Origin of the sequence: Polaribacter sp. (assembly GCF_049276715.1) — a bacterium.
Taxonomy (GTDB): domain Bacteria; phylum Bacteroidota; class Bacteroidia; order Flavobacteriales; family Flavobacteriaceae; genus Polaribacter.
The window spans coordinates 22,045-47,799 of the sequence record NZ_JBASWY010000023.1; the positions used below are offsets into that span (position 1 = coordinate 22,045).

27 protein-coding genes are annotated in these 25,755 nt (G+C 28.9%); 8 read left to right on the forward strand and 19 right to left on the reverse strand.

The features are described from left to right. Positions 1–83 precede the first annotated feature (83 nt). The 10 genes from hisA to WAO74_RS06255 form a co-directional block, all read right to left on the reverse strand. Positions 84–824, reverse strand: a complete 741-nt coding sequence (gene hisA, locus WAO74_RS06210) for a 1-(5-phosphoribosyl)-5-[(5-phosphoribosylamino)methylideneamino]imidazole-4-carboxamide isomerase (RefSeq protein ID WP_422160453.1) — start codon at positions 822–824, stop codon at positions 84–86. A gap of 115 nt (positions 825–939) precedes the next feature. Then, entirely contained in the window at positions 940–1,299 is a 360-nt protein-coding gene (locus WAO74_RS06215; protein WP_422160455.1) for a four helix bundle protein, read from the reverse strand. Positions 1,300–1,329: 30 nt separating this feature from the next. Continuing rightward, positions 1,330–1,959, reverse strand: coding sequence for an imidazole glycerol phosphate synthase subunit HisH (gene hisH / locus WAO74_RS06220; RefSeq protein WP_422160539.1), 630 nt, complete (start codon positions 1,957–1,959; stop codon positions 1,330–1,332). A gap of 129 nt (positions 1,960–2,088) precedes the next feature. After that, a complete protein-coding gene (gene hisB / locus WAO74_RS06225; protein WP_422160457.1) occupies positions 2,089–3,225 on the reverse strand; it encodes a bifunctional histidinol-phosphatase/imidazoleglycerol-phosphate dehydratase HisB in 1,137 nt (378 codons plus the stop codon). After that, positions 3,222–4,277 carry a histidinol-phosphate transaminase gene (hisC, locus tag WAO74_RS06230; protein ID WP_422160458.1) on the reverse strand — a complete coding sequence of 352 codons (1,056 nt, stop codon included), beginning with the start codon at positions 4,275–4,277 and terminating at the stop codon, positions 3,222–3,224. The genes hisB and hisC overlap by 4 nt, the downstream gene beginning before the upstream one ends. A gap of 60 nt (positions 4,278–4,337) precedes the next feature. Then, the gene (gene hisD, locus WAO74_RS06235) at positions 4,338–5,621 is read right to left on the reverse strand and encodes a histidinol dehydrogenase (protein ID WP_422160460.1); all 1,284 of its coding nucleotides are present in this window, start codon (positions 5,619–5,621) and stop codon (positions 4,338–4,340) included. Position 5,622: 1 nt separating this feature from the next. Next, positions 5,623–6,480 (reverse strand): ATP phosphoribosyltransferase, encoded by an 858-nt coding sequence (gene hisG / locus WAO74_RS06240; RefSeq protein WP_422160462.1) that lies wholly within the window; start codon positions 6,478–6,480, stop codon positions 5,623–5,625. Positions 6,481–6,744: 264 nt separating this feature from the next. Then, a complete protein-coding gene (gene typA / locus WAO74_RS06245; RefSeq protein WP_422160464.1) occupies positions 6,745–8,517 on the reverse strand; it encodes a translational GTPase TypA in 1,773 nt (590 codons plus the stop codon). A 234-nt stretch (positions 8,518–8,751) separates the two neighbouring features. Next, a complete protein-coding gene (locus WAO74_RS06250; RefSeq protein ID WP_422160466.1) occupies positions 8,752–9,042 on the reverse strand; it encodes an LETM1 domain-containing protein in 291 nt (96 codons plus the stop codon). Next, complete coding sequence (locus tag WAO74_RS06255) at positions 9,039–10,205, reverse strand: proline dehydrogenase family protein (RefSeq protein ID WP_422160468.1); 1,167 nt, start codon at positions 10,203–10,205, stop codon at positions 9,039–9,041. The genes WAO74_RS06250 and WAO74_RS06255 overlap by 4 nt, the downstream gene beginning before the upstream one ends. Before the next feature lie 91 nt (positions 10,206–10,296). Here WAO74_RS06255 and aroB point away from each other — a divergent pair, with 91 nt between their 5' ends. After that, entirely contained in the window at positions 10,297–11,355 is a 1,059-nt protein-coding gene (gene aroB / locus WAO74_RS06260) for a 3-dehydroquinate synthase (RefSeq protein ID WP_422160470.1), read from the forward strand. Positions 11,356–11,423: 68 nt separating this feature from the next. Here aroB and WAO74_RS06265 read toward each other — a convergent pair whose 3' ends face one another. Further along, positions 11,424–11,876 carry a cold-shock protein gene (locus tag WAO74_RS06265; RefSeq protein WP_422160472.1) on the reverse strand — a complete coding sequence of 151 codons (453 nt, stop codon included), beginning with the start codon at positions 11,874–11,876 and terminating at the stop codon, positions 11,424–11,426. Between the two features lie 416 nt (positions 11,877–12,292). On the opposite strand from WAO74_RS06265, the gene WAO74_RS06270 reads away from it, so the two are divergent. Genes WAO74_RS06270 through WAO74_RS06285 form a run of 4 tightly spaced genes read left to right on the forward strand, consistent with a single transcriptional unit; the run spans position 12,293 to position 17,424 of the window. Then, positions 12,293–12,964, forward strand: coding sequence for a TetR/AcrR family transcriptional regulator (locus WAO74_RS06270; protein ID WP_422160474.1), 672 nt, complete (start codon positions 12,293–12,295; stop codon positions 12,962–12,964). Then, positions 12,964–14,628 (forward strand): peptidase domain-containing ABC transporter, encoded by a 1,665-nt coding sequence (locus WAO74_RS06275; protein ID WP_422160476.1) that lies wholly within the window; start codon positions 12,964–12,966, stop codon positions 14,626–14,628. The genes WAO74_RS06270 and WAO74_RS06275 overlap by 1 nt, the downstream gene beginning before the upstream one ends. A gap of 4 nt (positions 14,629–14,632) precedes the next feature. Continuing rightward, positions 14,633–15,994: an HlyD family secretion protein gene (locus tag WAO74_RS06280; protein WP_422160478.1), complete on the forward strand. Its 1,362-nt coding sequence runs from the start codon at positions 14,633–14,635 to the stop codon at positions 15,992–15,994. Positions 15,995–16,023: 29 nt separating this feature from the next. Further along, positions 16,024–17,424: a TolC family protein gene (locus WAO74_RS06285; protein ID WP_422160480.1), complete on the forward strand. Its 1,401-nt coding sequence runs from the start codon at positions 16,024–16,026 to the stop codon at positions 17,422–17,424. A gap of 78 nt (positions 17,425–17,502) precedes the next feature. Here WAO74_RS06285 and WAO74_RS06290 read toward each other — a convergent pair whose 3' ends face one another. Next, the gene (locus WAO74_RS06290) at positions 17,503–17,703 is read right to left on the reverse strand and encodes a helix-turn-helix transcriptional regulator (protein WP_422160482.1); all 201 of its coding nucleotides are present in this window, start codon (positions 17,701–17,703) and stop codon (positions 17,503–17,505) included. Between the two features lies 1 nt (position 17,704). After that, positions 17,705–18,148, reverse strand: a complete 444-nt coding sequence (locus tag WAO74_RS06295) for a hypothetical protein (RefSeq protein WP_422160484.1) — start codon at positions 18,146–18,148, stop codon at positions 17,705–17,707. Between the two features lie 122 nt (positions 18,149–18,270). Here WAO74_RS06295 and WAO74_RS06300 point away from each other — a divergent pair, with 122 nt between their 5' ends. Next, positions 18,271–18,705: a hypothetical protein gene (locus WAO74_RS06300; protein ID WP_422160485.1), complete on the forward strand. Its 435-nt coding sequence runs from the start codon at positions 18,271–18,273 to the stop codon at positions 18,703–18,705. Positions 18,706–18,727: 22 nt separating this feature from the next. Here WAO74_RS06300 and WAO74_RS06305 read toward each other — a convergent pair whose 3' ends face one another. From WAO74_RS06305 to WAO74_RS06320, 4 genes are all read right to left on the reverse strand, one after another. Further along, a complete protein-coding gene (locus WAO74_RS06305; RefSeq protein ID WP_422160487.1) occupies positions 18,728–19,192 on the reverse strand; it encodes a MaoC family dehydratase in 465 nt (154 codons plus the stop codon). A gap of 4 nt (positions 19,193–19,196) precedes the next feature. Then, positions 19,197–19,820 carry a trimeric intracellular cation channel family protein gene (locus tag WAO74_RS06310; RefSeq protein ID WP_422160489.1) on the reverse strand — a complete coding sequence of 208 codons (624 nt, stop codon included), beginning with the start codon at positions 19,818–19,820 and terminating at the stop codon, positions 19,197–19,199. A 9-nt stretch (positions 19,821–19,829) separates the two neighbouring features. Further along, the gene (locus WAO74_RS06315) at positions 19,830–20,951 is read right to left on the reverse strand and encodes a DEAD/DEAH box helicase (RefSeq protein ID WP_422160491.1); all 1,122 of its coding nucleotides are present in this window, start codon (positions 20,949–20,951) and stop codon (positions 19,830–19,832) included. A gap of 171 nt (positions 20,952–21,122) precedes the next feature. After that, a complete protein-coding gene (locus tag WAO74_RS06320; RefSeq protein WP_422160493.1) occupies positions 21,123–21,512 on the reverse strand; it encodes an acyl-CoA thioesterase in 390 nt (129 codons plus the stop codon). Positions 21,513–21,617: 105 nt separating this feature from the next. On the opposite strand from WAO74_RS06320, the gene WAO74_RS06325 reads away from it, so the two are divergent. After that, positions 21,618–22,955, forward strand: coding sequence for an MATE family efflux transporter (locus tag WAO74_RS06325; RefSeq protein WP_422160495.1), 1,338 nt, complete (start codon positions 21,618–21,620; stop codon positions 22,953–22,955). A 76-nt stretch (positions 22,956–23,031) separates the two neighbouring features. Here the strand turns inward: WAO74_RS06325 and WAO74_RS06330 are convergent, their stop codons facing one another. Next, positions 23,032–23,706, reverse strand: coding sequence for a DUF2461 domain-containing protein (locus tag WAO74_RS06330; protein ID WP_422160497.1), 675 nt, complete (start codon positions 23,704–23,706; stop codon positions 23,032–23,034). Positions 23,707–23,738: 32 nt separating this feature from the next. Here WAO74_RS06330 and WAO74_RS06335 point away from each other — a divergent pair, with 32 nt between their 5' ends. Further along, a complete protein-coding gene (locus WAO74_RS06335) occupies positions 23,739–24,575 on the forward strand; it encodes a DUF1853 family protein (RefSeq protein WP_422160498.1) in 837 nt (278 codons plus the stop codon). 54 nt (positions 24,576–24,629) lie between these two features. Here WAO74_RS06335 and WAO74_RS06340 read toward each other — a convergent pair whose 3' ends face one another. Continuing rightward, complete coding sequence (locus WAO74_RS06340; protein ID WP_422160499.1) at positions 24,630–25,742, reverse strand: efflux RND transporter periplasmic adaptor subunit; 1,113 nt, start codon at positions 25,740–25,742, stop codon at positions 24,630–24,632. Positions 25,743–25,755 lie beyond the last annotated feature (13 nt).

Below are 25,755 nucleotides of genomic sequence, written 5' to 3' on the forward strand. Positions count from 1 at the left end.
GTTTTTAGTTGTTGGTTGTTGGTTGGTTGTTGTCGGTTGTTGGTTGTTGGTTGTTGGTTAAGTTAATAACCAAAAACCATTAACTATAAACCATCAACTATGAACTTTTCTAACTGTTTTAAGCTAATTTTATTTTCATAAATCGCTTTTCCAATAATCACGCCTTCACAGCCTAATGCTGCTAGTTTTGGTAACTCATCAAACGTTGAAATTCCTCCAGAAGCAATTAAATGTATGTTTTTTACTTCGGATAAAATTTGTTGATACATATCAAAACTCGGTCCTTCTAGCATACCATCTTTAGAAATATCTGTGCAAATTACATACTGAATTCCTTTTTGCTGATAATCAGCAATAAAAGGAATTAACTCCAAACTGCTTTCTTCTTGCCAACCATTTGTGGCAATTTTTCCACCAGTAGTATCTGGATAAAAATCGGCTCCTAATATTATCTTTTCTGAACCATATTTTGCAATCCAACTTTCAAAAATCTCCTGATTTTTAACAGCAATACTTCCGCCAGTAATTTGGTTTGCGCCAGAATTAAAAGCGATCTCTAAATCTTTATCTGATTTTAAACCACCACCAAAATCAATCTTTAAATTTGTTTTTGATGCAATTTGTTCTAAAATTTTATAATTGATAATCTCGCTCGCTTTTGCACCATCTAAATCTACAACATGCAAATATTTAATGCCTGCAGCTTCAAATTCTTTAGCAACTTCTAACGGATTTTCATTGTATATTTTTTTGGTACTATAATCGCCTTTCGTTAAACGTACACATTTACCTTCAATAATATCTATGGCTGGAATTATTCTCATTGATTTTATATATTAGATATAAGAAGTTAAATATTAAAAGTAAAAAAGTAAATTATTGATAAACATCTAAACTTTTAATATTTTATATCAAACTTCTAATATTATTTTAATTTTATTATTTTTTCTTTTGATTTCTTTTTGCTGTATTTATAGAAGCCACGATAATTGCTAATAATTCGGAACCTTCTTTTTTTAATTTCAAAATTTCTTCTTTATGCTCAGGAATAACTTCTTCAAATATTTCTAACCAATAAACACTTTCATCGGCTTCCTCTTCAACAATTTTTAATTTATTGATAAAATCCGCAGTAGATTTTGCTCTTTGAGAAGCTCTATAATTAGCACCTACAGAACTTGAACTTCTTATTAATTGATTTACAAAAGCATTATATTCTCTTGATTTAGGAACTTTGAAACAAAACCTCCAACATTCTAAAGTAAAGTTTTTAGTTCTTAATATTATTTGATTTTTCACAGCTTTTTTTTTACTTTTAATATTTAATATTTAACTTTTTATATTAATAAAGTTTTGTAAAATCTTACTTCCTTCAACTCCTGATTTTTCTGGATGAAATTGAACTCCATAAAAATTATCTTTTTGCAAGGCAGATGCATATTCAATTTCATAATCTGTTTTGGCAATCATATCATTACATTTTTCAGCATAAAAACTATGCACTAAATACATAAACTCGTTTTCTTTTATTCCTGTAAATAAATCTGATTTCAAATCAGAAATAACATTCCAACCCATTTGTGGAACTTTTACATTTTTAGAAAACTTTTTTACAGCCACATTAAAAATCCCCAAGCCTTTTGTGTTTCCTTCTTCTGAAGTATTGCACATTAATTGCATTCCTAAGCAAATACCTAAAACAGGTTGTTTTAAAATTGGAATTACCTTATCTAAACCACTTTCTTGTAACATTTTCATGGCAGAACTAGCTTCACCAACTCCTGGAAAAATTACTTTATCTGCTGCTTTTATTTCATCAATATTATTTGATAAAATTGCTTCAATTCCCAGCCGTTTAAAAGCAAACTGTATGCTTTTGATGTTTCCTGCTCCGTAATCGATAATTACTAAAGACGAGGCCCCATCTAACTTCCCCAAAGGGGAAGAACGCTCACTCATACTTGTATTTTTTAGTATTTCTTTTTTCATTTTTAATTAAGTTTCTTTTACTAAAATTACAGAATATTTTCTATTCGCAACGATTCCGTAATTAGTTCCTTCCCTTTGGGAAGGTTAGGATGGGCTTCTCTACAACATCCCCTTTGTAGATGGTAAAAACATCTTATTTGCATCTCTTTTTACAGCCATTTTCATCGCTTTTGCAAAAGCTTTAAAAATTCCTTCAATTTTATGATGTTCGTTTGTTCCTTCAGCTTTAATATTCAAATTGCATTTTGCGCCATCTGTAAACGATTTAAACAAATGAAAAAACATTTCAGTGGGCATATCACCAATTTTTTCACGTTTAAATTCAGCATCCCATTCCAACCAATTTCTTCCTCCAAAATCGACAGCCACTTGCGCCAAACAATCATCCATGGGTAAGCAAAAACCATATCTTTCTATACCCAATTTGTTACCTAACGCTTTGTGAAACAGTTCTCCAAAAGCAATCATGGTATCTTCGATTGTGTGATGTTCATCAACCTCTAAATCGCCCTCAACTTTTATGGTTAAATCCATATTTCCATGTCTTCCAATTTGATCTAACATGTGATCGAAAAAATGCAAACCTGTAGAAATATCATTTTTACCTGAACCATCCAAATTGATTTTGATGTAAATTTTGGTTTCGTTCGTATTTCTTGTGATTTCTGCAACTCTGTCTTTCAACTTTAAAAACTCATAAATTTCTGACCAATCTGTGGATGTTAATGCAATACAATCAAAAATTTCTTGTTTTGAAGTTTCAATTTCATCAGCTCCTAATTCTGGATTTTCAGATAAATAAATACCTTTTGCACCCAAGTTTTTAGCCAATTCCATGTCTGTAATTCGATCACCCAAAACAAAAGAATTTTCTAAATCATATTTCTTAGAAAAATACTTGGTTAACAAACCTGTTCTTGGTTTTCTGGTTGGTGCATTTTCGTGGGGAAATGTTTTATCAATTACAATTTCTGAAAAAACAACGCCTTCTTTTTCAAAAGCACTTATTACTTTATTCTGTGCAGGCCAAAATGTATCTTCAGGAAAAGAATCAGTACCTAATCCATCTTGATTGGTAACCATTACCAATTCAAAATCTAATTCTGAGGCAATTTTAGCCATATATTGGAAAACCTTTGGATAAAATTCTAACTTTTCTAAACTATCTAATTGATAATCTATAGGTGGTTCTAAAACTAAAGTTCCATCTCTATCTATAAAAAGTACTTTTTTCATGATTTCAATTCTTTTAAGGCCTGAATTAATTTTTCGTTTTCTTTTTCTGTTCCCACTGTAAAACGCAAACAATTTTCACATAAAGGTTGTGTGGTTCTGTTTCTAATTACAATTCCTTTTGCTATCAATTGTTGATATCGATTGTTTGCATCATCCACTTTTACCAACACAAAATTTGCATCTGTTTGGTATATTTTTTCAATGAATTTAATATCTCTTAATGCATTGATTAAAAATATTCTTTGTGATATTATTTTTTGAATTTCGTTTCGAACTTCATCCTCTTTTAATAATCTTTCGATGGCTTTTTTTTGAGTTAATTCGTTTACATTATAAGGAGGTTTTATGCTATTTAAAATGCTAATTATCTCTTTCGATGCGTAACAAATACCTAAACGAATTCCTGCCAAACCATAGGCTTTTGACAAAGTTTGAGTGATGATCAAATTAGGAAACTCTTCTAATCTTTCCAACCAACTTTTTGCTTCAGAGAAATCAATGTAAGCTTCATCAATAATTACTAAACCTTTAAACTTTAACAATAATTCTTCTACTTTTTCTGTTGAAAAACTATTTCCAGAAGGATTATTAGGAGAACATAAAAACAAGATTTTAGTGTTTTTATCTACACTTTTTAAAATTTCATCAACTTTAGGCTGAAAATTTTCATTTAATAAAACTTGTTTATTTTCAATTGCATTGATGTTTGCTAAAACTGCATACATTCCATATGTTGGTGGTAATGTGATGATATTGTCTTCTTTAGGTTCGCAAAAAGCTCTAAAAATTAAATCTAAAACTTCATCACTTCCATTACCTAAAAGGATGTTTTTTGTGTTAATATTTTTAATTTTTGATACTAATTCTTTTACGGAATTCTGCTGAGGATCTGGATATCTGTTTACACCATTCTGAAAAGGATTTTCATTGGCATCCAAGAAAATCATATCGTCTGAAGTTGCGTCCTTATATTCATCTCTTGCAGAAGAATAAGGTATTATATTCTTGATGTTCTCACGAACTAAATTATTGACATTAAAATTTGTTTTCATAGTTACTTCTCAATACTATTTCTCATTCTTCGAAATCACTCGAAGTGACAATTTGTTAAGCTATTTTAAATCGTTTAATCTTAAAGTTACTGCATTTTTGTGCGCTTGTAAACCCTCTGCTGCTGCCATAATTTCTATAGATTCTCCAATATTTTGAATTCCTTCTTTCGAAATTTTTTGAAAGGTAATACTTTTCATAAAGCTATCTAAGTTTACGCCAGAATACGCCTTACTAAATCCATTTGTTGGCAAAGTATGATTGGTGCCTGAGGCATAATCTCCTGCACTTTCTGGAGTATAATTACCTATAAAAACAGAACCTGCATTTTCTATATTATCAATATAAAAATCATTGTTATTCGTACAAACTATAAAATGTTCTGGCCCATATTCGTTTATTAATTCTAATGCAATTTCATTAGTTTCTACAAAAATAGATTTTGAATTTGCAATTGCTTTTTGAGCAATTTCAACTCTTGGCAGGTCTAAAATTTGTTTGTTAATTTCAATTTCAACATCTTCAATTAGTTTTTTTGATGTAGATACTAAAATTACTTGACTGTCTGCTCCATGTTCTGCTTGACTTAATAAATCTGATGCTACAAAACTTGCGTTTGCTGAATCGTCTGCAACTATCAATAATTCACTTGGCCCTGCAGGCATATCTATAGCAACTCCATATTTAGTTGCCAATTGTTTTGCAACTGTTACAAATTGATTTCCTGGTCCAAAGACTTTATATACTTGTGGAATGTTTTTTGTTCCAAAAGTTAAACCTGCAACTGCTTGAATTCCGCCAACTTTAATAATTTTAGTTACGCCACATAAATTGGCTGCAAATAAAATTGCTGGATGAATTTTACCTTCTTTATTTGGTGGAGAACATAAAACAATTTCTTTACAACCAGCAATTTGAGCAGGAATTGCCAGCATTAAAACTGTTGAAAAAAGTGGTGCAGTTCCTCCAGGAATGTATAAACCTACTTTTTGAATTGGTCTTTTTTCTTGCCAACATTCTACTCCTTTTGCTGTTTCTATGAAAACTTTTTCAGTTTTTTGTGCTAAATGAAAAGCTGTTATATTTTTTTGAGCAACAATAATTGCTTGTTTTAACTCTTCTGAAACCAAAGAAATAGCTTCGTCAATTTCTTCTTTAGAAACTAAACTATTCTCGGTTGAAACTCCATCAAATAGTTTTGTGTATTTATTAACGGATTTGTCTCCATTTCTTTTTACATCATCAAAAATTTGATTTACAGTTTTTTCAATGTCATCGACTGTTTTTGTTGGTCTTTGTAAAATTTTCGACCAATCTTTTTTTTGTGGATTTAAAATTGTTTTCATCTTATAAAACCATGTTTTCAATTGGACACACTAAAATTCCTTGCGCTCCATTTGCTTTTAACTCATCAATTACATCCCAAAATTTATCTTTATCAATTACTGAATGTATGGAACTCCAACCTTTTTCTGCTAAAGGTAAAACTGTTGGACTTTTCATACCTGGTAATAAATTGATAATAGATTCAACTTTATCATTTGGCGCATTTAATAGTACATATTTAGAATTTCTACCTTTTAAAACAGATTGAATTCGAAACTGAATTTTTTCTAAAATTACTTTTCTATCTTCAGAAATTTGAGGAGAAACTGCTAAAACAGCTTCCGATTTAAAGAGCACTTCTATTTCTTTTAATCCGTTTTTAAAGAGTGTACTTCCACTTGAAACAATATCGCAAATACCATCTGCTAAACCAATATTAGGTGCAATTTCTACAGAACCATTAATAATATGCAATTTAGCATCTATATTATATTCGTTTAAATATTTTTGAACAGTTTCTGGGTAAGAAGTAGCAATGCGTTTACCATCTAAATCTTTTAAAGAATTGGCTTTTGATTCTTTTGGAACGGCTATAGATACTTTACATTTAGAAAATCCTAAACGTTCTACAAAATCAATATCATTTCCTTTTTCGATTAAAACATTTTCGCCAATTATTGCTGCATCTACTACTCCATCTCTTAAATACTGAGGAATATCTCCATTTCTTAAATAAAAAACTTCTACAGGAAAATTACGCGCAGATGCTTTTAATTGATCAATACCATTGTCTATAGAAATTCCTATAGCTTTTAAAATTTCCATGGAATCTTCATTTAATCTTCCAGATTTTTGAACGGCAATTCTTAAATTATTCATTTTTAAATTTTAGTTTGGCTTGAGCAAATAAGGTTAAAAAATAAAAACCTGTTTGATTTGCTCAAACAGGTTTATAAATATCTTGATTTTATTCAATACATTTTTAAATCGCTTGAGAGCAATTGTAAAAATGATGATGATGATTTTGAATAAATTTCATTTCTTTTGTAATAGATGCAAATATCTAAATATTATTTATAAAGTTCCAAATGATTTCTATAAAAATTTAAATATTTAATAAACTATGATGATTAAAAAATTTAATTATGGTCTAAAATTAATTTTACGCATACGCAAACTTGCTGGTGTAACTTCTAAATATTCATCCTCTTTAATGTATTCCATACATTCTTCTAAAGAAAAATCTGTTTTAGGTGCTATTTTCATAGCTTCGTCTGTACCAGATTTACGCATGTTAGTTAATTGCTTACCTTTAATTAAGTTTACACCCATATCAGTATCCTTGCTGTTTTCTCCAACAACTTGCCCAATATAAATTTCTTCGTTAATATCTATGAAAAAACGACCTCTGTCCTGCAATCTATCAATTGCATACGCAGTTGCTTTACCAGCTGCAGAAGAAACGATTGCTCCTTTTATATCTTCAGCAAATTCGCCTTTATAAGGGCCATACTCAGTAAATCTATGGTTAATAATAGCTGTACCAGCAGTTGCTGTTAAAATTTTATTACGCAAACCAATTAAACCTCTAGAAGGAATTACAAACTCTAAATGTTGTAAATCTCCTTTTGGTTCCATTACTAGTAAATCTCCTTTACGCAAAGAAACTAAGTTTATGGCTTTTGAAGCAACATCTTCTGGAACATCAATAGAAAGTGTTTCATAAGGTTCGCATTTTACACCATCAATATCTTTAATAATTACTTCTGGTCTACCAACTTGTAACTCATAACCTTCTCTACGCATTGTTTCTATTAATACTGATAAATGTAAAATTCCACGTCCGAAAACGTTAAATTTATCTTCAGAATCTGTAGTATCTACTCTTAATGCCAGGTTTTTTTCCATTTCTTTGAACAATCTGTCACGTAAATGACGAGATGTTACAAATTTACCTTCTTTACCAAAGAAAGGTGAATTATTGATGGTGAACAACATACTCATAGTAGGTTGATCTACTTCAATTCTTGGCAATGCTTCTGGATTTTCTAGATCTGCGATAGTATCTCCAATTTCAAAACCTTCTATACCTGTAATTGCACAAATATCTCCACTTCTAACTTTAGAAACTTTTGCTTTACCCATTCCTTCAAAAATGTGTAATTCTTTAATTCTAACTTTCTTAGTAGAACCATCTCTTTTACAAAGCATGTAATCTTTGTTTTCTTCCAAATCACCTCTGTAAACACGACCAATTGCAATTCTACCAGTAAAAGCAGAAAAATCTAATGAAGTAATTTGCATTTGAGGAGAACCTTCTCTGTATGGAGCTTCTGGTATCGATGCTATAACTGCATCTAATAAATCGATAATATTATCTTTAGGTTCTTGCCAATCTGTAGACATCCAACCATTTTTAGCAGAACCATATATAGTAGTAAAATCTAATTGTTCTTCTGTAGCTTCTAAGGCAAACATTAAATCAAAGACTTTTTCATGCACTAAATCTGGTGTACAGTTTTCTTTATCTACTTTATTTACAACTACGATTGGAGTTAATCCTAATTCTAAAGCTTTTCCCAATACAAAACGAGTTTGTGGCATTGGACCTTCGAATGCATCAACCAATAACAAAACACCATCAGCCATTTTTAACACACGCTCTACTTCTCCTCCAAAATCTGCGTGACCTGGTGTATCTATTACATTGATTTTTACACTATTATAATTTACAGATACATTTTTAGAAAGAATGGTAATTCCTCTTTCTCTTTCCAAATCGTTGTTATCCAATAACAAATCTGTACGTTCTTTTCGATCGTCTAAAATCTTTGCTTGGTCTATAATTTTATCGACCAAAGTTGTTTTACCATGATCTACGTGTGCTATAATTGCGATGTTTCTAATTGATTGCATAACTGCCTTCTTAAATTTCGTGCAAAAGTAGTTCTTTTTTATGACGAATTAAATGTATTTATAGGAATTATTTTTTAGGTTTTTAAAAGTGAAAAAAACCATTTCATTTTTCTGAAAGTCTTTTTATGGTTGCGTTAGCGATCGAAGCGACATCCTTTTTTGTTTTTCACAAAAAAGATATAGCGTAAAGCGCGACTTTTTTATGAATGCTTTCAGAATAAAGTAACGCCCAAATTAATTTTTTGTAGGATTATCTCTAAACGTAGATGGCAAAATATCTGGAATTAATTTGATTAAAACTGGCAATAACAACGTGCCTCCAGGTAATAAAAAAACCGCCAAAGCTGGTATTGTTTTGCAAATATCTAACAACTTAATTTTAATCTTTTCTTTTTCTTCTGGTAATAATTTTGTGTGCGTAGATTTACTAATTAAATACATTGCCTCCTTGTTTTGAGATAATTCTTCATACAATCTCAATTTATTTTTTTGCAATAGTATTTTTATTTCATCAACAGTTTTCATTCTAATTTTCTACGTTTTCTTTCTGTTTTTAACAGATTTAACTCTCTACTTGTTTGCCCAGCCACAGAAGTATTTTCTTCTGCTCTTCTTATTAGATATGGCATGACATCTCTTACAGGTCCGAAAGGTAAGTATTTTGCAACATTGTAACCTTGATTAGCTAAATTGTAACTAATATGGTCGCTCATACCAAATAATTGACCAAACCAAAGTCTTTTATCATTTGCATCAATATTGTGTTTTTTTGCTAAATCCATTAATAGATAAGAGCTATCTTCGTTATGAGTACCCGCAAATAATGCCATTTTTGATTGCTCCATCATATATTTAATGGCATTGTCATAATTTTCGTCAGTTGCCTTTTTGTTTTCGCAAATTGGAGAAGTATATCCTTTTTCTTCTGCTCTATCTCTTTCTTTTTCCATGTAAGCTCCTCTCACTACCTTCATTCCAATATGAAATCCTTTTATTTTTGCTTTTTCATGCAAAGCTTTTAAATAATCCATTCTGTCATGTCTATACATTTGTAACGTATTAAAAACAATGGCTTTATTTTTATTATAAGTTTCCATTAATTCTTCAATTAATTCGTCTGCAGCCTTTTGCATCCAACTTTCTTCTGCATCAATTAATAAAGGAACATCTTTTTCTACAGCAACTTTGCATACTTTATGAAAACGAGCTACTACTCTATTCCATTCTTCTTGTTCGTTGTTATTTAAAGACTTTCCTTCGGATAATTTTTGATACAAAGCAAATCTACCAAAACCTGTAGGTTTAAATACAGCGTAAGGAATCGATTTTTTCTCTTCACAAAAATTAAGGATTCTTAAAATTTTTTCTAAAGCACCATCAAAACTAGCTTCTTCATCTTTACCTTCCACAGAATAATCTAAAACACTATATACATTTCCATTATTATACATATTGTCTATAATTGGCAAACAATCGTCTTCATTTACGCCTCCACAAAAATGATCGAAAACTGTAGAACGAATTAAACCTTCTATTGGTAAATGTGCTTTTAGTGCAAAATTTGTAACTGCACTTCCAATTTTTACCATTGGTTGATTTTGAATCATTCTAAACAAAAAATAAGCTCTCTCTAGCTGAGAATCAGTTTTTAAAGCAAATGCAACCTCTGTGTTATCGAAAAGTTTCATAAAAAATATTTTTAAGACGTTACAAAGATAGCTGATAAGCATAATTAATTCAATAAATTCCTTTTAATTTGCAAATAGAATAATAAAACCCATGAAAACTATACAAGCTGTAAGTTATCCTGTACTTTTTAAAAAAAGTGGCTACAAAGAACTTTCCAAATTAATTGCAAAGAAAAACTATTCTACAATTTTTATTTTAGTTGATGAAAATACGTTTGAAGATTGTTATCCTAAATTTATTCCATTTTTAGATACTGATAAAACTATTGAAGTTATAGAAATAGAGTCTGGTGAAATTAATAAAAACCTTGAAACTTGTATTGGTGTTTGGAACGCAATTACAGAATTGGGTGGTGATAGAAAAAGTTTACTAATTACTTTAGGTGGTGGGGTTATTACAGATTTAGGTGGTTTTGTGGCTAGTTGTTTTAAACGTGGAATCGATTTTGTAAATATACCAACTACATTACTTTCTATGGTTGATGCTTCTGTTGGAGGAAAAACTGGAGTTGATTTAGGAGTTTTAAAAAATCAAATTGGCTTGTTTGCAAATCCTGAAATGGTTTTAGTAGATGATGCTTATTTAGAAACGCTCTCTGAACGAGAAATAAAATCTGGAACTGCTGAAATTATTAAATATGGTTTAACTTATGATATTAAACTTTTTAATGAAATAAAGAAGAATAAACACTTAAATATTAGTGATTTAATATTTAGATCTATTGAGATAAAAAATGAAGTTGTTTTACAAGATCCTAAAGAAAAAAACTTACGAAAAATTTTAAATTTCGGCCATACTTTAGGCCATGCAATTGAATCTTTTTACTTAGAATCTGAAGACAAAGAAAACCTAACGCATGGAGAAGCCATTGCAATTGGTATGGTTTGCGAATGTTACCTGTCTTCTAAATTATTGGGTTTTTCTTCTGAAAAAGTAAATGAAGTAAAAGAGGTTATTTTATCAATTTACAACAAAACTATTCTTTTAAAAGAGGACTTTTCTTCAATTATGGATTTACTAAAACACGATAAGAAAAATGTTAATGGACAAGTAAACTTTGTACTTTTAAACGATTTTGAAGACTTTAAAATTGATTGTAAAGTTTCTGAACAATTGATTGTGGAAAGTATGGAGTTTTATAACGAGTAATAACTAAAATAAAAAAACCTATCAAACAAAAATTGATAGGTTTTTAAAATATTATGCAATAAATATAATTATATCTTCTTAACTTTTACAGCATTCATTCCACGCATACCTCTTTCTAACTCAAAAGAAACTTTATCATTTTCTGTAATGGTATCTATTAAACCACTTACGTGTGTAAAATACTTTTCGCCATTTTCGTTGTCTATAATAAATCCAAATCCTTTAGAAGAATCAAAGAAATTCACTTTTCCTTTTCTCACAGGATCTACCTCTGGTAAATCTTCTTTCTTGGTTACAGAGATTTCGATATCTTCTAACTCGTACTCCACTTTTAAATCTGGATCTGGTGGAGTATCAGATAAATTACCATTATGATCTACATAGGCAAATTGAATTCCAGAAGTACCATTTTGCTCTTTTTCTAACTTTCGAGCGTCCATTTTCTTTTGTTTGTCTAAACGTTTTTTCAAACGTTTTTTCTCTTTTTCACTTTTACTAAAAGTTTGTTGCGATTTTGCCATTAACTATATAAATATTTTAAAATAAATGAGTCTAACTTTAATTTTAAAGAAACTAATCATTCAACCTAATTTTAAGATAGTCAAATAAATTTTAATAATCTATTTATTTGATTGATAAGTTTTTTACGATACAAAGATATTACAAATATAAAGGTTTTCAAAATTGATTTAAAAAATAAAATTTTGTGAAATCTATGTTCTAAATGCTAAAAAAAAAAAAAAAAACTATCTTGAGCGAATAGAATTTAAAATAAATTTTCAAACACATTTTATTCCATTTTACAATTAAAATAGTGTTTTACATTATTAAAGTTTTCTATGTTGGTTTTCTAAATGTTAAAATAATAATAAAAAAGTTTGTTTAATTTTCTTTAATAATAGTAATACTATTATATTTGTGCTTAAATTTTATTGAAATGAAAGATTTATTATCAGTTTTAAAAATATCTGTTCCAAGTAAAATATATATAAAAGACCCTGAAACATCTGAATTAGGTAAGAGAATTGTTGAAAATAGTATCAAAATTATTAATGATATTGGTTTTGAAAGTTTTACTTTTAAAAAACTAGGAAATAAGATTAGTTCAAATGAAAGTTCTATTTACAGATATTTTGAAAGTAAGCACAAATTACTACTATATTTATCTTCTTGGTACTGGGCTTGGTTAGAATATCAATTAGTGATTGAGACCTTTAGTATTTCCAATAAAAAAGATAAATTAGAAAAAGCTATAATGGTTGTTACAAGAACCATCGAAGAAGATAGTAATTTTTCTCATATAAACGAAACCTTATTATATAGGATAATCGTAAACGAGAGTTCAAAATCTTTTTTAACGAAAGAAGTAGACAAAGATAATAAAGAAGGGTATTTTGAAATTTATAAAAGACTAATATCTAGATTAGAAGCAATGATTTCTGATGTAAACCCAAATTATCCATTTGCTCTCAGTTTAGCAAGTGCAATATTAGAAGGTGGTTTGCATCAACATTTTTTAAACGAACATTTTCCGTCGATTACCAATTCTAAAGATGGAAAAACACCTACTAAATTTTTCATCCACCTAGTAAATCAAACTTTAATTTAATGAAAAACAAACAGTTAACTCCTTGGCAACGTTTTGTTGGTTTGCTAAGATTAGAAAAAACGGATATATTCCAAATTTTTTATTATGCAATTTTTGGAGGTATTGTAGCTTTATCTCTTCCACTTGGTATTCAAGCAATCATTAATTTAATACAAGGTGCTCAAATATCTACTTCTTGGGTAGTTTTGGTTGTTGTTGTTACCATTGGTGTTATTTTCTCTGGAGCATTACAATTGATGCAATTAAGAATTATAGAAACAATACAGCAGCGAATTTTTACAAGAGCTTCTTTTGAATTAAGCTATCGTTTTCCAAAAATAAAAATGACGGAATTACGAAACTATTATCCACCAGAGTTGGCGAATCGTTTTTTTGATACTTTAACAATTCAGAAAGGGTTATCTAAAATTTTAATTGATGTTCCCACAGCAATTTTACAAATCATTTTTGCATTGATTTTGTTATCATTTTACCATCCATTTTTTATCATTTTTGGAATTCTATTATTGCTCTTAATTTATATTGTTTTCAAATTCACTGCTCAAAAAGGTTTAGAAACAAGTTTACTAGAGTCTAAAATTAAATACAAAGTTGCACACTGGATTCAAGAAGTTGCAAGAACGGTTGTTAGTTTCAAATTGTCTGGAAATACAAATTTAGCAATGACTAAAAACGACCAATTAGTTAACAAATACTTAGAAGCTAGAGAAAATCATTTTAAAATCCTAATACTTCAATTTTCTCAAATGGTTGGTTTTAAGGTAATTGTAACAGCGAGTTTGCTTTTAATTGGTGGAGCTTTAGTTTTGAGTCAAGAAATGAATATTGGGCAATTTGTGGCTGCAGAAATTATTATTCTTTTAGTAATTGCTTCTGTAGAAAAACTAATTATTGGTTTGGAATCGTTTTACGATGTTTTAACATCAATCGAAAAAATTGGTCAAGTTGTAGACAAACAATTAGAATCTCAAATTGGTGAAACACCAACTTTTAAAGACGGATTAACTATTGAATTAGATAATGTTTCTTACAAAGTTGAAGATAGGAAAAAACCAATTATGAAAGAAGTTTCTCTTAAAATAGCGCCAAAAAGCAGAATATTGGTAATTGGTGAAAGTGGTTCTGGAAAATCGAGTTTATTACGTTTAATTTCTGGAGTTATAGAACCAACTTCTGGTAATATTTATATTAATAATTTATCATTAAGTAGTTTACACTTAAATCATTACAGATCTCAATTAGGCTTATCTTTATCAGAAGAAACACCTTTTGAAGGTACAATTAGAGAAAACTTGATATTTAGAAATGATAAAATTAAAGATGATATCATTTTTGATATTTTAGAAATCGTTGGTTTAGGTCAATTTTTAAAAGAACAACCAAATGGTTTAGACACAGTTTTATATCCAGAAGGTAAACAAATGTCTTACACCATTGCAAAAAAAATTATTTTGGCGAGAGCAATTATAAAGCAACCCAAAATTATGATTTTAGAAGATCCCTTAGATCAATTTAATTTAGATGAAACCAAAAGAATAATAAATTATTTAATAGACATTAACAGACCATGGTCTTTAATCGTAGTTAGTAGTAAAAAAAGTTGGAGAACACAATGTAACCAAATTGTTACATTAGATAAAGGAGAAATTAAATCTATAACTTAAAGCTATGTTAAACATTTCTAACAATCAATTATATAAGACAATAGATTTAAAAAAATTTAAATCTGGTGAGAAAATCTTTACAAAAGAGTACTATAAAGCTTTTAATAAATTTTTATTAGCTGCTGCAATTATTGGATTTATTGGCTTGTTTTTGCCTTGGACCCAAAATATTACTGGCAAAGGTTTGGTAACCACATTAACTCCAGAACATAGGCCTCAAACTATTCAATCTCAGATTCCTGGTAGAATTGAGCAATGGTTTGTGAGAGAAGGAGATACCGTAAAAAAAGGTGATGTAATTTTAAGAATTTCTGAGGTTAAAAGTGATTATTTTGATGATAAATTAATCGAAAGAACTAGCGAACAAATAAACGCTAAATCATCGTCTGTAAACGCTTATCAATTTAAAGTTGAAGCTTTAAACAGGCAAATGGTTGCCTTAAAAGAAGAACGGAAATTAAAATTGGAAATGGCTCAGAACAAATTATTGCAATCTAAACTTAAAGTGCAAAGTGATAGTATTGGTTTCGAAGCTGCTAAAACAAATATTAAAATTGCACAAAGGCAATATACGCGAGATGAAACTCTGGAAAAAGAAGGTTTAAAAGCGGTAAAAGATGTTGAAGAAAAAAGACTAAAACTCCAAGAAACTGAAGCTAAATTAATTGAGCAGGAAAATAAATTATTAGCTGCTAAAAACGAAGTTTTAAATGCAAAAGTAGAAATTTCGAGAATTAAAGCAGAATATGATGATAAGATTTCTAAATCAGAAAGTGAGAAATTTACAGCTGAATCTAGTGGTTTTGATGCAAAAGCACAAGTTTCTAAATTAGAGAACAGTAACAGTAATTACAGAGTAAGAAATAGTTTACTTTTCATTACAGCTCCTATAGATGGTATTATTAATAAAGCACTAAGAGGTGGAATTGGAGGTACTTTTAAAGAAGGAGAAGATTTAGTTGGTATTATGCCAATCACCTACGAATTAGCTGTAGAAACCTATGTAAGACCTATAGACTTACCATTAATTCACATAGGCGAAAATGTACGCGTTCAATTTGATGGTTGGCCTGCAATTGTTTTTTCTGGTTGGCCTAACGTTTCTTACGGAACTTATGGTGCAAAAGTAGTCGCTATAGAAAATTTTATAAGCGATAATGGAAAATATAGAATTCTATTGGCTCCAGATGAAAAAGACCATACTTGGCCAAATGCAATTAGAGTTGGTTCTGGTGCTAGAACAATTGCACTTTTAGAAGATGTACCAATTTGGTTCGAACTTTGGAGACAGCTTAATAGCTTTCCTCCTAATTATTATCAACCAGATGGAGAAGCAAAGGGTAAAGCTGAAACAAAAAAGAAATAAAAATTATGTATTTATTTGATGCATCAAATATGAAAAAATATATTTTAATCTTATTTTTATTAATGTTTGGCAAACTTTTTTCACAAGAAAAAGTGGAATCAGCTTTAACATTGTCAGAATTTTTAGGATATGTAAAAGCCTATCATCCTATTGTAAAACAAGCCAATTTAGTAATTAACGAAAGTGAAGCTAAATTGTTAAAAGCAAGAGGATCTTTCGACCCAAAAATTGAAGTAGATTTTGATAAAAAACAATTTAAAGACAAAGAATATTACAATAAATTAAATGGTGTATTTAAAATACCCACATATTATGGTTTGGAGTTTAAAGCAAACTTCGAAAATAATGATGGTCTTTTCTTAAATCCAGAAGCAAACGTTCCAACAGACGGTTTGTATGCAGCTGGTATCTCTGCATCACTTTTGCAAGGACTATTAATTAACAACAGAATGGCTTCTTTAAAACAGGCTAAGTTTTTTATAAATCAAGCTAGAGAAGATCAACAAATATTAGTAAACGAAATACTTTATAACGCATCTCTTTCCTATTTTAATTGGTTACAATATTACAATGAAAAAGAAGTTTATAGTTCTTTTTTAGAAAATGCTGAAATTCGTTTTAAAGGAACAAAAAGGGCATTTATGGAAGGTGATAAACCATCTATTGATACGCTTGAAGCAGGAATAAATTTAAATGACAGAAAACTAAATTTAGAGAAAGCACGTATAAAATTGATAAAAGCTTCTTTAGAGTTATCGAATTTTTTGTGGTTGAATGATAATACTCCTGTTGAACTTCAAGAAAATATTATTCCTGATATATCTACTATAAATAATGTAGATACAACTTTTAATATTGCCCTTTTTAATAACGAGGATTTTGATATTGAAAATCATCCAAAAATTAAATCTTTAGGATATAAAATAGAAAGTTTAAATATTGATAGGAAGTTAAAAATGAACAATTTGCTACCTCAATTAGATGCACAATATAATTTTTTAACAGAAACACCTAGACAAGGAAATTCTTTTAACGTTGATAATTTTAAAGCAGGAATTTCATTTAAACTACCATTATTTCTTAGAAAAGAAAGAGGTGATTTAAAATTAGCTAAAATTAAATTACAAGACGCAGAATTTGAAAATATGTCTACGAAAGTGAACATAAAAAACAAAGTAAATGCTGTGCAATTAGAACTAGAATCTTTTGTTGTTCAAAGCGATTATATTGCAAACATAGTTAAAGATTATGGTACCTTATTAAATGCTGAAGAGCGCAAATTCTTTCTTGGAGAAAGCTCTCTTTTCTTGGTTAATTATCGTGAATCTAAATTAATAGAAACAAAATTAAAAGCCATAGAGTTAGAGAATTCTTTCTTTAAAGCAAAAGCAAATCTATTTAAAACAGCGGTTATTTCTATTGCTGATTAATTATAACTAAAATTTATTTTTCTAAAAATTAAATTACTAATTAAGGTTACATTCCATATTACAAAGATTAAAACAATTCTAATCATTCTCCTCTAAAGTAAAGAAATCGTTTACAGGAATATTAAAAATAGCAGATAGTTTTAAAGCCAAAACAGTAGATGGCACGTATCTATTTTTTTCAATTGAGTTTATGGTTTGCCTAGAAACACCAATTTTTTTTGCTAAATCATCTTGCGTTAAATCTAAAATTGCACGTTGAACTTTTATGGTGTTTTTCATCTTATTGATTCATTTTTTTTAGTTTCCAAAAAAACATCAACTGAACAATTAACATAAAAAATAATACTTGAAAATAATCAAAAGATTCTATTTGCTCATTTTTATCAATTAAAACTCCTACTGCATAATTAACTAAAGGTTGAACTAAAGAATATATAATAGCAATTAAAAATGCAAGTCTGTAGGATTGAGATCGCAAACTATCTATAAATTCGTCTTCTAATTTTTCTTTTGATAAAGAAATTATTAATAAACCAATAAGTAAAATTCCATGTAAAATGGGCCTAATCCATTCAGAATTTTCGATATATTTTCTACCAATCATTATCACAAAAGTTCCTATTGCAATAATATACCCTACTTTTTTAAATTGATTTCCCAATTGAAATTTATTCATTTTTTCTAAATGACTTCTTTCTCTTTCGCAAATTGATTGTTTTGACATGCTATTTTATTTTACAATTAGACAAATATATTATATATAATGACAAATATACTTTACATTTTGTAATTAGCAAACTTTTTTTTATTATTTTTAAAAGAAAATCAACCTTTAAACTTTTTAAGATGTCAGAAGATCAGAAAAAACCTGGAGTACTTTTTTGGGTTATTGGAGTTATCGCATTCATTTGGAATTCTATGGGAATAGATGGTTATTTAAATCAAACTTATAAAACAGAGCGTTTTAAATCTATGTACACAGAAGAGCAATTAGAGTATATTTTTAATTCACCTTCTTGGGTTACAGGCGTTTTTGCAATAGCCGTTTTTTCATCAGTGATTGGGTGTATTTTACTATTGCTAAGAAAAAAATTGGCAACTACGTTTTTCTTAATTGGTTTGTTAGCAGTGATTGCACAAACTGGTTATAATTTATTTATGAATCCTGGAAAAGAATTGTATGGCTCTATGGAGTATTCTATGTTAATAATGATTCCTTTATTTGCCGTTTTTTTATATTGGTATTCCAAGAAATGTATTAAAAATGGAATTTTAAAATAAAAACTGTGAGTTATCGCTTTTTTTATTCAAATAATGCAGCAATAAACTCAGCTACACAAGCAGGTTTTTCTTGATTTTTAATTTCTATTTTACAAGTAAAGGTAATTTTTAATCCATTATTAGATAAATCTTCAATTTCTTTAACAGACGTATGCATTCTTAGCTCACTATTTACAGGAACAGGATTTGGAAAACGAACTTTATTCAATCCATAATTTAAGCCCATTTTCACAGATTTAATTGTAAAAGCCTCTTCTAACATTCTAGAAATCATAGCAACAGACATAAAACCATGTGCAACTGTACTTTTAAATGGAGATTCTTTTTTAGCTCTTTCTTCATCTATATGAATCCATTGTTTATCTAAAGTTGCATTTGCAAAATCGTTAATCATTTGTTGGGTAATTGTATACCAATTTCCTGTTGGTAATTCTTTACCTATCATCAATTTGAAATCTGAAAAATCTTTAAATTCTAATGGTTTCATAAATTTATTTTTTATTAAAAATATCATCATTAATTTTTGGCAACTGCAAATGAAACTTAACAGCAACCAATCTAATTATTATAATTATGGATGCAGAAATTATAAAATTAATATCTTTTGGTAGATTAAAATAAGAAAAAATTAAATAAGAAATTCCACCAGCCAAACAAGCAGAAGCATAAATTTCTTTTTCAAAAATAAGTGGCACCTTATTTGTCAAAACATCTCTTATAACTCCACCAAAAACTGCAGAGATCATTCCCATTATTAGCGCAATTATAGGTTGCAAATTATATTCCAAACCTTTTTGCAAGCCTAAAAGTGTAAAAACACTTAACCCAATAGTATCGAATAAAAACATGGTTTTACTTAAATGGGCTATTTTACTTTTGAATAAAAAGGTTACAATAACAGCAGCTAAAATTGACCATAAATAATTTAAATCTCCAATCCAATTTATAGGATGTGCATTTATTAAAACATCACGTAACATTCCTCCACCCACTGCAGTTACAAATGCGATAATTATGACTCCAAATAAATCGAATTTTTTATCAGAAGCAACCAAAGCTCCACTAATTGCAAAGGCAAAAGTTCCTAAAATATCTAGAATGTATATAAATTCCATTAAAAAAGTTTAAACTGTAACTTCTGTGAATTTGATATTTAATTCTTTTTGAATTTGATGAATTTTCTCTAATTCTGATGGTAAAATAAAAGCAAGAGAAGTGCCCGTTTTTCCAGCTCTAGCTGTTCTACCACTTCTATGCGTATAATATTCTAATTGCTCAGGTAATTGATGATGAATTACAAACTCTAACTCTTTTACATCAATTCCACGTGCAGAAACATCTGTAGAAATTAAATATTGTAAGCTTTCATTTTTAAAAGCACGCATTACTTTATCACGTTCTTTTTGTTGCATATCTCCTTCTAAAGCAGCTGCAGAAAAACCTTCTTCAGATAATTGATGTGCTAAATTTTGAGCCCCTGCTTTTGTTCTACAAAATATGATTCCTCTTTGTGCATCTCTTTTTTCTAAAAAAGTAATAATATCATTCACTTTCGTTTTTAACGTAGTTTTTACAAATTGATGACGAATATTTGCATTTACCAAAGAACTTTTGTTGATTTCAACTCTTGGTGCATTTGCATCCATATAAGTTTTTACAATGCGTTTTATTTCTTCTGGCATTGTTGCAGAAAACAACCATGTTTTTCTATCAGATTCTGTCGTGAATTTTAAAATTCTATTCAAATCCTGTTTAAAACCCATACTCAGCATTTCATCTGCTTCGTCTAAAATTACCGTTTTTACATGACTAATATCTACAGTTCCTCTTTCAATTAAATCGATTAATCTTCCAGGAGTTGCAACTATAATATGCGTAGTTCTTTTTAGGTTATTCAATTGCTTATCAATCTTTTCACCACCAAAAACAGCTTCTAAAAAAATACGATCTTCAGAGTATTTGGTAAATTTGAACAATTGCTTTTTAATTTGTTGCACTAATTCTCTTGTAGGCGATAAAATTAAGGCTTGAATATGATCTAAGTTCGTATCTATTTGATGTAAAACTGGCAAGCCAAAAGCAGCCGTTTTTCCTGTTCCTGTTTGCGCTAAACCAATAAAGTCTGTTGCAGAATTTAATAAAATAGGTATTGTTTTTTCTTGTATTTCAGAAGGTTTAGAAATTCCTAATTCTTTTAACGCTTGTATATATTCTTTACGAATTCCTAGTGCAGAAAATGTTGACATTTTAGATCTTAATTTTGTGCAAAGATACTTTTATTGAATTTAATAATTGATAAACTAAATACTTTCCAAATAAAAAAATATGACACGGATTTTACAGATTTTCACCCATTAAGAATTTATCACAATTATCCTTGTAAATTCTTGAAATCTGCACTAAAATTTTAATCAGTTTTAAGACAATAAAACACTCAAAACATCCTCTCTAATTCTAACTGGTTTAAAGGTTTCTGCATTTAACATTACCCAAATTGTTTTCGCTTTCACTAATAAAACATCATTTTTATAAAATTCCATATAACGAACAGAGGTAATACCTGTGGTCTCTCCTACCCAAGTTTTCACTTTTATTTCATCACCTAAACCTGCTTGTTTTAAATAATCGATTTCATGTCTCATTACCACCCAAATATATTGTGGTAAAGGGTTTTCTTTTGTTAAAAAACTCCAATGAGTTGTTGCAATTTTGTCCATCCATTTTACATAAACTAAATTATTTACGTGCTGTAAATTGTCTATATCTTCAGATGAAACTGTAATCGTTAATTCAAAAACATTTTTCATTTTTTATCAATTTTAGCAAACTTAAATATTTTAATATATCTATAATAATTATTGATGATACATTTACACGAAACTATTTAATTATAAGGATATTTGCAACTTCTTATGGCGAAGTTAGCAAACGAATTAGGTACCGAAAAAATTAGTAAATTATTGATTAAACAAGCAGTTCCTGCAACTATCGGAATTCTTGTAATGTCTTTAAACATGATTGTTGATACCATTTTTGTGGGTCAATGGATTGGTGTTTTAGCAATTGCAGCAATTACTGTAGTTTTACCAATTGTGTTTTTAATTTCATCTATAGGAATGGGAATTGGAATTGGTGGAAGCTCAATAATATCAAGAGCTTTGGGTGCAGATAATTACGAAAAAGCCTTTCTAACTTTTGGAAATCAAATTTGTTTAACCCTTATTTTAGCCATTACTTTTGTATTATTAGGGAACTTTTTTAGTGTCCCAATTTTAAATTTGTTTGGTGCAAAAGGAGACATTTTACCAATTGCCTCAGATTATTTTGCTGTAGTTATTTATGGAGTTCCATTTTTAGCTTTTGCAATGATGGGAAATCCTGTTATTAGAGCAGAAGGAAAACCCAAATTTGCTATGTATGCTATGATGATTCCTGCAGTTTTAAACATCATATTAGACGTTATTTTTATTAAGGTTTTCGATTGGGGAATGACAGGTGCAGGTTTAGCAACCTCCATTTCTTTTGCAAGTTGTGGCTTGTATATTTTGTATTTCTTTTTATCTAAAAGAAGTGAATTAAAAATAATTCCTGCTAATTTTAAATTAGACCTTAAAATAATAAATGAAATTGTTGCCTTAGGTGGAGTTACTATTGTAAGACAAGGAGCTATCAGTATTTTGATGATAGTTTTAAATTACTCACTTTTTACATATGGAGGAGAAATATCGATTGCAGTTTTCGGAATTATAAATAGAGTAATGATGTTTGCACTATCGCCTGTTTTGGGAGTTTCACAAGGATTTTTACCTGTTGCTGGTTTTAATATTGGAGCTAATAAGAACGATAGAGTTAAAGAAACCATTAAAAAGTCTATCTATTTTGGTTCAATTTTAGGCACTATTATTTTTATTGGAATTGTTATTTTTAAAGAACAAATTATCTGGATTTTTACCAATGATGAAACTTTGCTAAGCGAAACTCCAAATGCAATGATTATAGTGTTTTTAGTAACACCTATTGTTACAATGCAATTAATTGGCTCTGCCTATTTTCAAGCAGCTGGAAAAGCAGTTCCAGCATTAATTTTAACATTGTTAAAACAAGGGATTTTCTTAATTCCTTTAGCTTATATTTTACCTAAATACTATGGTGTTGCAGGTGTTTGGTGGTCTTTCCCAATTGCAGATACACTTTCTACAATTATTACAATTTGGGTGTTAAAACGTGAGGTGGATAAAAATTTGAAATAGCAGTTTTTAGTTTTTACTAAAAATGAAATTTATTTTACAAAACTTACTTCACTCGCCACTCTTCACACTTCATAAACTAAACTATTTTCTCCCCATTTAAATTAGTCGTTAGAATATCACTAAACAAATTAAAGAAAGGTCTTAAGGCTTTAAAGCTTTCGTCCACTTTATCTATAAAATCTGCAGATAAAACTTCTTCATCTGTAAAGCTTTTAGAAGCTATAAATCCTTTTTTACGAAGTAAATCGACATCAGGATGTTCTTTATCAAAACCTCTTGGTGCTGTTTTTAATTCACCAAAACTTTCAAAGTTTTCTCCAAAATGTTTTTTGTAATTTTTATCTTCTAAAATTGCCTTAATTTCGGATGCATCTTGTTCTATCTCTTTTCTTATTCTAAACAAATCGTCTTTTTCTGGCTCCCAAAATCCACCTGCTAAAAAAGACTCTCCTGGTCTTAATCTTAAAAAATATCCGCCTCTTAATTCTTTACCTAATCTTGAATATGAATTCGCAAAATGAGCTTTATAAGGTGTTTTATCATTAGAAAAACGAACGTCTCTGTAAATTCGCATCATTTTCGATTTTTCTATTTCATCATGTTTTTGTAAATTAATATGAATTTCTGTGAAAACATCTTTTGCATTTTTTTGAGCTTTGATATATGTCGATTTTTTCTCTGCAAACCAATCTCTATTATTGTTCTTTTGTAAATCGTGTAAAAATTGAAAAGTGCTGTCCTTTATTTGCATTTATGTAAGTTTTAAAGGTTCAATTTACAAAAATGATTTGTAACTTAGATTTCGAAATGTATCAAAATACAAAAGAAATTCAAAAAAGATATGAAGGTTTTTTACAAACACCCAGTTTGTGGAAAAGCGATGCTGTTTATCAATTAAATCAGTTTAAAATCGAACCGAAATCTAAGAAAATTGATTTACAAATTGATGAAAAATTACGATTAGGTAAATATATAGAATGCTTTGTTTTTCATCAATTAAGACAAGAAAAAACGATTGAAGTAATTTCTGAAAATATTCAAATTCAGCAAGATAAAAGAACCTTAGGAGAATTGGATTGCATTATTTTAAAAGATGATAAACCTATTCATTTAGAAATTATTTATAAGTTTTATTTGTATGATTGTACAGTTGGAGAATCTGAAATTGAGCATTTTATAGGACCGAACAAAAAAGATTCTTTAATAGAAAAATTGAATAAACTAAAAGAGAAACAATTGCCTCTTCTCTACTCTGATGAATGTTTAGAGTATTTGGAATCCATCAAAATAAATGTTGATAAAATTAAGCAACAAGTTTATTTTAAAGCGCAATTATTTATGCCATTTTCTAATCGAAATATTAAATTTTCTGTTTTAAATGAAAATTGTGTTTGTGGGTTTTACATTAACAAAAATGAATTGGCTCAATTTTCTGATTGTAAATTTTACATTCCAAATAAAAAGGATTGGTTGACTGTTCCAAATCAAAATGTGAATTGGATCAATTTTAATCAATTTCAAGAAAGTTCAAATGAATATCTAGGAAGACAATTTTCTCCACTTTGTTGGTTAAAAAAACCAAATGGAGAGATAAAAAAAATCTTTTTGGTTTGGTGGTAAAACAAAAAAAAAGGAACTCAATAGAGTTCCTTTTTACTATTATTTTACTAATTTTTAATTCTCTTTTTTCTCATCATCTTTAGAAGCTTTGTTCCAGATTTTAATTTTATCTGTAATTTTAACTCCTTCTAAAACCTCTACATTTACACCATCTGAAGTACCCAATTTAAGCGTTCTTTTTTCGAAAGTTCCATCTTCTTTTTGCACTTCAACATAAGGTTCTTCCGTTTTTTTATCAAACTTTAATAAAGCTTCTTTTATAGACAAAACACTATCTCTTTTTTCTAAAACGATATCTGCATTTGCACTGTATCCAGCTCTTATAAAATAATCATCACTTAAAGAAACATCTGCTTTAATTTTAAATTGAACAGCTCCACCCTCTTCAGTACCTTTTGGCGCTATAAAGTTTAGTTTTGCAGGGAATTTTTTGCCTTCAATTGCACCAATTGAAACTTCTATATCAGAACCATTCTTTAATTTCCCAACTTCAGATTCATCAACCTTACCTTCAAAAATCATTTTACTCATATCTGCAATAGATGCAATTGTTGTACCTGCATTAAAATTATTAGATTGTATTACTTGATCACCTTCTTTAACAGGAATTTCTAAAATGGTACCAGACATTTGCGCAATAATATTTGTATTCGCAGAACCACCAGAACCTGCAGAACCTCTTTTAATGATCATGTAATCGTTTTGAGCATTCTTTAAATCTTGCTTTGCTTGATTAAAACTTAGTTCTACATTTTCGAATTCTTGTCTAGAAATTACACCTTTATCAAATAAATTTTTACTTCTATTATAGGTAATTTCTGAATTATCTAAATTTAATTTAATATTATCTACTCTACCTTTTGCGCTTATTAAAGATTGCTCATTTGGTACAACTCTTACAGTTGCTATTAAATCACCTTTATTAACTTTAGAACCCTCTAAAAGCATTATTTTATCTATAATGCCTGTTATTTGCGGTTTAATTTCGATTTCTTCCAAAGGTGTAACTTTACCAGTGGCAACTGTTTTTTTAACAATTGTAGTTTTAAAAGGTGTTTCTGTTTCGTATTCTACAATACTTTTTTGATTCTTTTTTCCGAACCAAATTAATGCAGCTACGAATAATACTGCTATAACTATTAAAATAATTTTTGATCTTTTACTCATGATTTAGTTAATT

What these genes read in the sequence shown, in the direction of transcription:
- WAO74_RS06335 (WP_422160498.1), top strand. Translation starts at nt 23,739, where the DNA reads ATGATTTGTAACTTAGATTTCGAAATGTATCAAAATACAAAAGAAATT.
- WAO74_RS06315 (WP_422160491.1), bottom strand. Translation starts at nt 20,951, where the DNA reads ATGTCAACATTTTCTGCACTAGGAATTCGTAAAGAATATATACAAGCG.
- hisA (WP_422160453.1), bottom strand. Translation starts at nt 824, where the DNA reads ATGAGAATAATTCCAGCCATAGATATTATTGAAGGTAAATGTGTACGT.
- WAO74_RS06310 (WP_422160489.1), bottom strand. Translation starts at nt 19,820, where the DNA reads ATGGAATTTATATACATTCTAGATATTTTAGGAACTTTTGCCTTTGCA.
- hisC (WP_422160458.1), bottom strand. Translation starts at nt 4,277, where the DNA reads ATGAAAACAAATTTTAATGTCAATAATTTAGTTCGTGAGAACATCAAG.
- WAO74_RS06305 (WP_422160487.1), bottom strand. Translation starts at nt 19,192, where the DNA reads ATGAAACCATTAGAATTTAAAGATTTTTCAGATTTCAAATTGATGATA.
- hisB (WP_422160457.1), bottom strand. Translation starts at nt 3,225, where the DNA reads ATGAAAAAAGTACTTTTTATAGATAGAGATGGAACTTTAGTTTTAGAA.
- WAO74_RS06255 (WP_422160468.1), bottom strand. Translation starts at nt 10,205, where the DNA reads ATGAAACTTTTCGATAACACAGAGGTTGCATTTGCTTTAAAAACTGAT.
- WAO74_RS06325 (WP_422160495.1), top strand. Translation starts at nt 21,618, where the DNA reads ATGGCGAAGTTAGCAAACGAATTAGGTACCGAAAAAATTAGTAAATTA.
- aroB (WP_422160470.1), top strand. Translation starts at nt 10,297, where the DNA reads ATGAAAACTATACAAGCTGTAAGTTATCCTGTACTTTTTAAAAAAAGT.
- WAO74_RS06280 (WP_422160478.1), top strand. Translation starts at nt 14,633, where the DNA reads ATGTTAAACATTTCTAACAATCAATTATATAAGACAATAGATTTAAAA.
- WAO74_RS06265 (WP_422160472.1), bottom strand. Translation starts at nt 11,876, where the DNA reads ATGGCAAAATCGCAACAAACTTTTAGTAAAAGTGAAAAAGAGAAAAAA.
- WAO74_RS06290 (WP_422160482.1), bottom strand. Translation starts at nt 17,703, where the DNA reads ATGAAAAACACCATAAAAGTTCAACGTGCAATTTTAGATTTAACGCAA.
- WAO74_RS06270 (WP_422160474.1), top strand. Translation starts at nt 12,293, where the DNA reads ATGAAAGATTTATTATCAGTTTTAAAAATATCTGTTCCAAGTAAAATA.
- hisG (WP_422160462.1), bottom strand. Translation starts at nt 6,480, where the DNA reads ATGAATAATTTAAGAATTGCCGTTCAAAAATCTGGAAGATTAAATGAA.
- WAO74_RS06295 (WP_422160484.1), bottom strand. Translation starts at nt 18,148, where the DNA reads ATGTCAAAACAATCAATTTGCGAAAGAGAAAGAAGTCATTTAGAAAAA.
- WAO74_RS06250 (WP_422160466.1), bottom strand. Translation starts at nt 9,042, where the DNA reads ATGAAAACTGTTGATGAAATAAAAATACTATTGCAAAAAAATAAATTG.
- hisD (WP_422160460.1), bottom strand. Translation starts at nt 5,621, where the DNA reads ATGAAAACAATTTTAAATCCACAAAAAAAAGATTGGTCGAAAATTTTA.
- WAO74_RS06320 (WP_422160493.1), bottom strand. Translation starts at nt 21,512, where the DNA reads ATGAAAAATGTTTTTGAATTAACGATTACAGTTTCATCTGAAGATATA.
- WAO74_RS06285 (WP_422160480.1), top strand. Translation starts at nt 16,024, where the DNA reads ATGAAAAAATATATTTTAATCTTATTTTTATTAATGTTTGGCAAACTT.
- typA (WP_422160464.1), bottom strand. Translation starts at nt 8,517, where the DNA reads ATGCAATCAATTAGAAACATCGCAATTATAGCACACGTAGATCATGGT.
- WAO74_RS06330 (WP_422160497.1), bottom strand. Translation starts at nt 23,706, where the DNA reads ATGCAAATAAAGGACAGCACTTTTCAATTTTTACACGATTTACAAAAG.
- hisH (WP_422160539.1), bottom strand. Translation starts at nt 1,959, where the DNA reads ATGAGTGAGCGTTCTTCCCCTTTGGGGAAGTTAGATGGGGCCTCGTCT.
- WAO74_RS06340 (WP_422160499.1), bottom strand. Translation starts at nt 25,742, where the DNA reads ATGAGTAAAAGATCAAAAATTATTTTAATAGTTATAGCAGTATTATTC.
- WAO74_RS06300 (WP_422160485.1), top strand. Translation starts at nt 18,271, where the DNA reads ATGTCAGAAGATCAGAAAAAACCTGGAGTACTTTTTTGGGTTATTGGA.
- WAO74_RS06275 (WP_422160476.1), top strand. Translation starts at nt 12,964, where the DNA reads ATGAAAAACAAACAGTTAACTCCTTGGCAACGTTTTGTTGGTTTGCTA.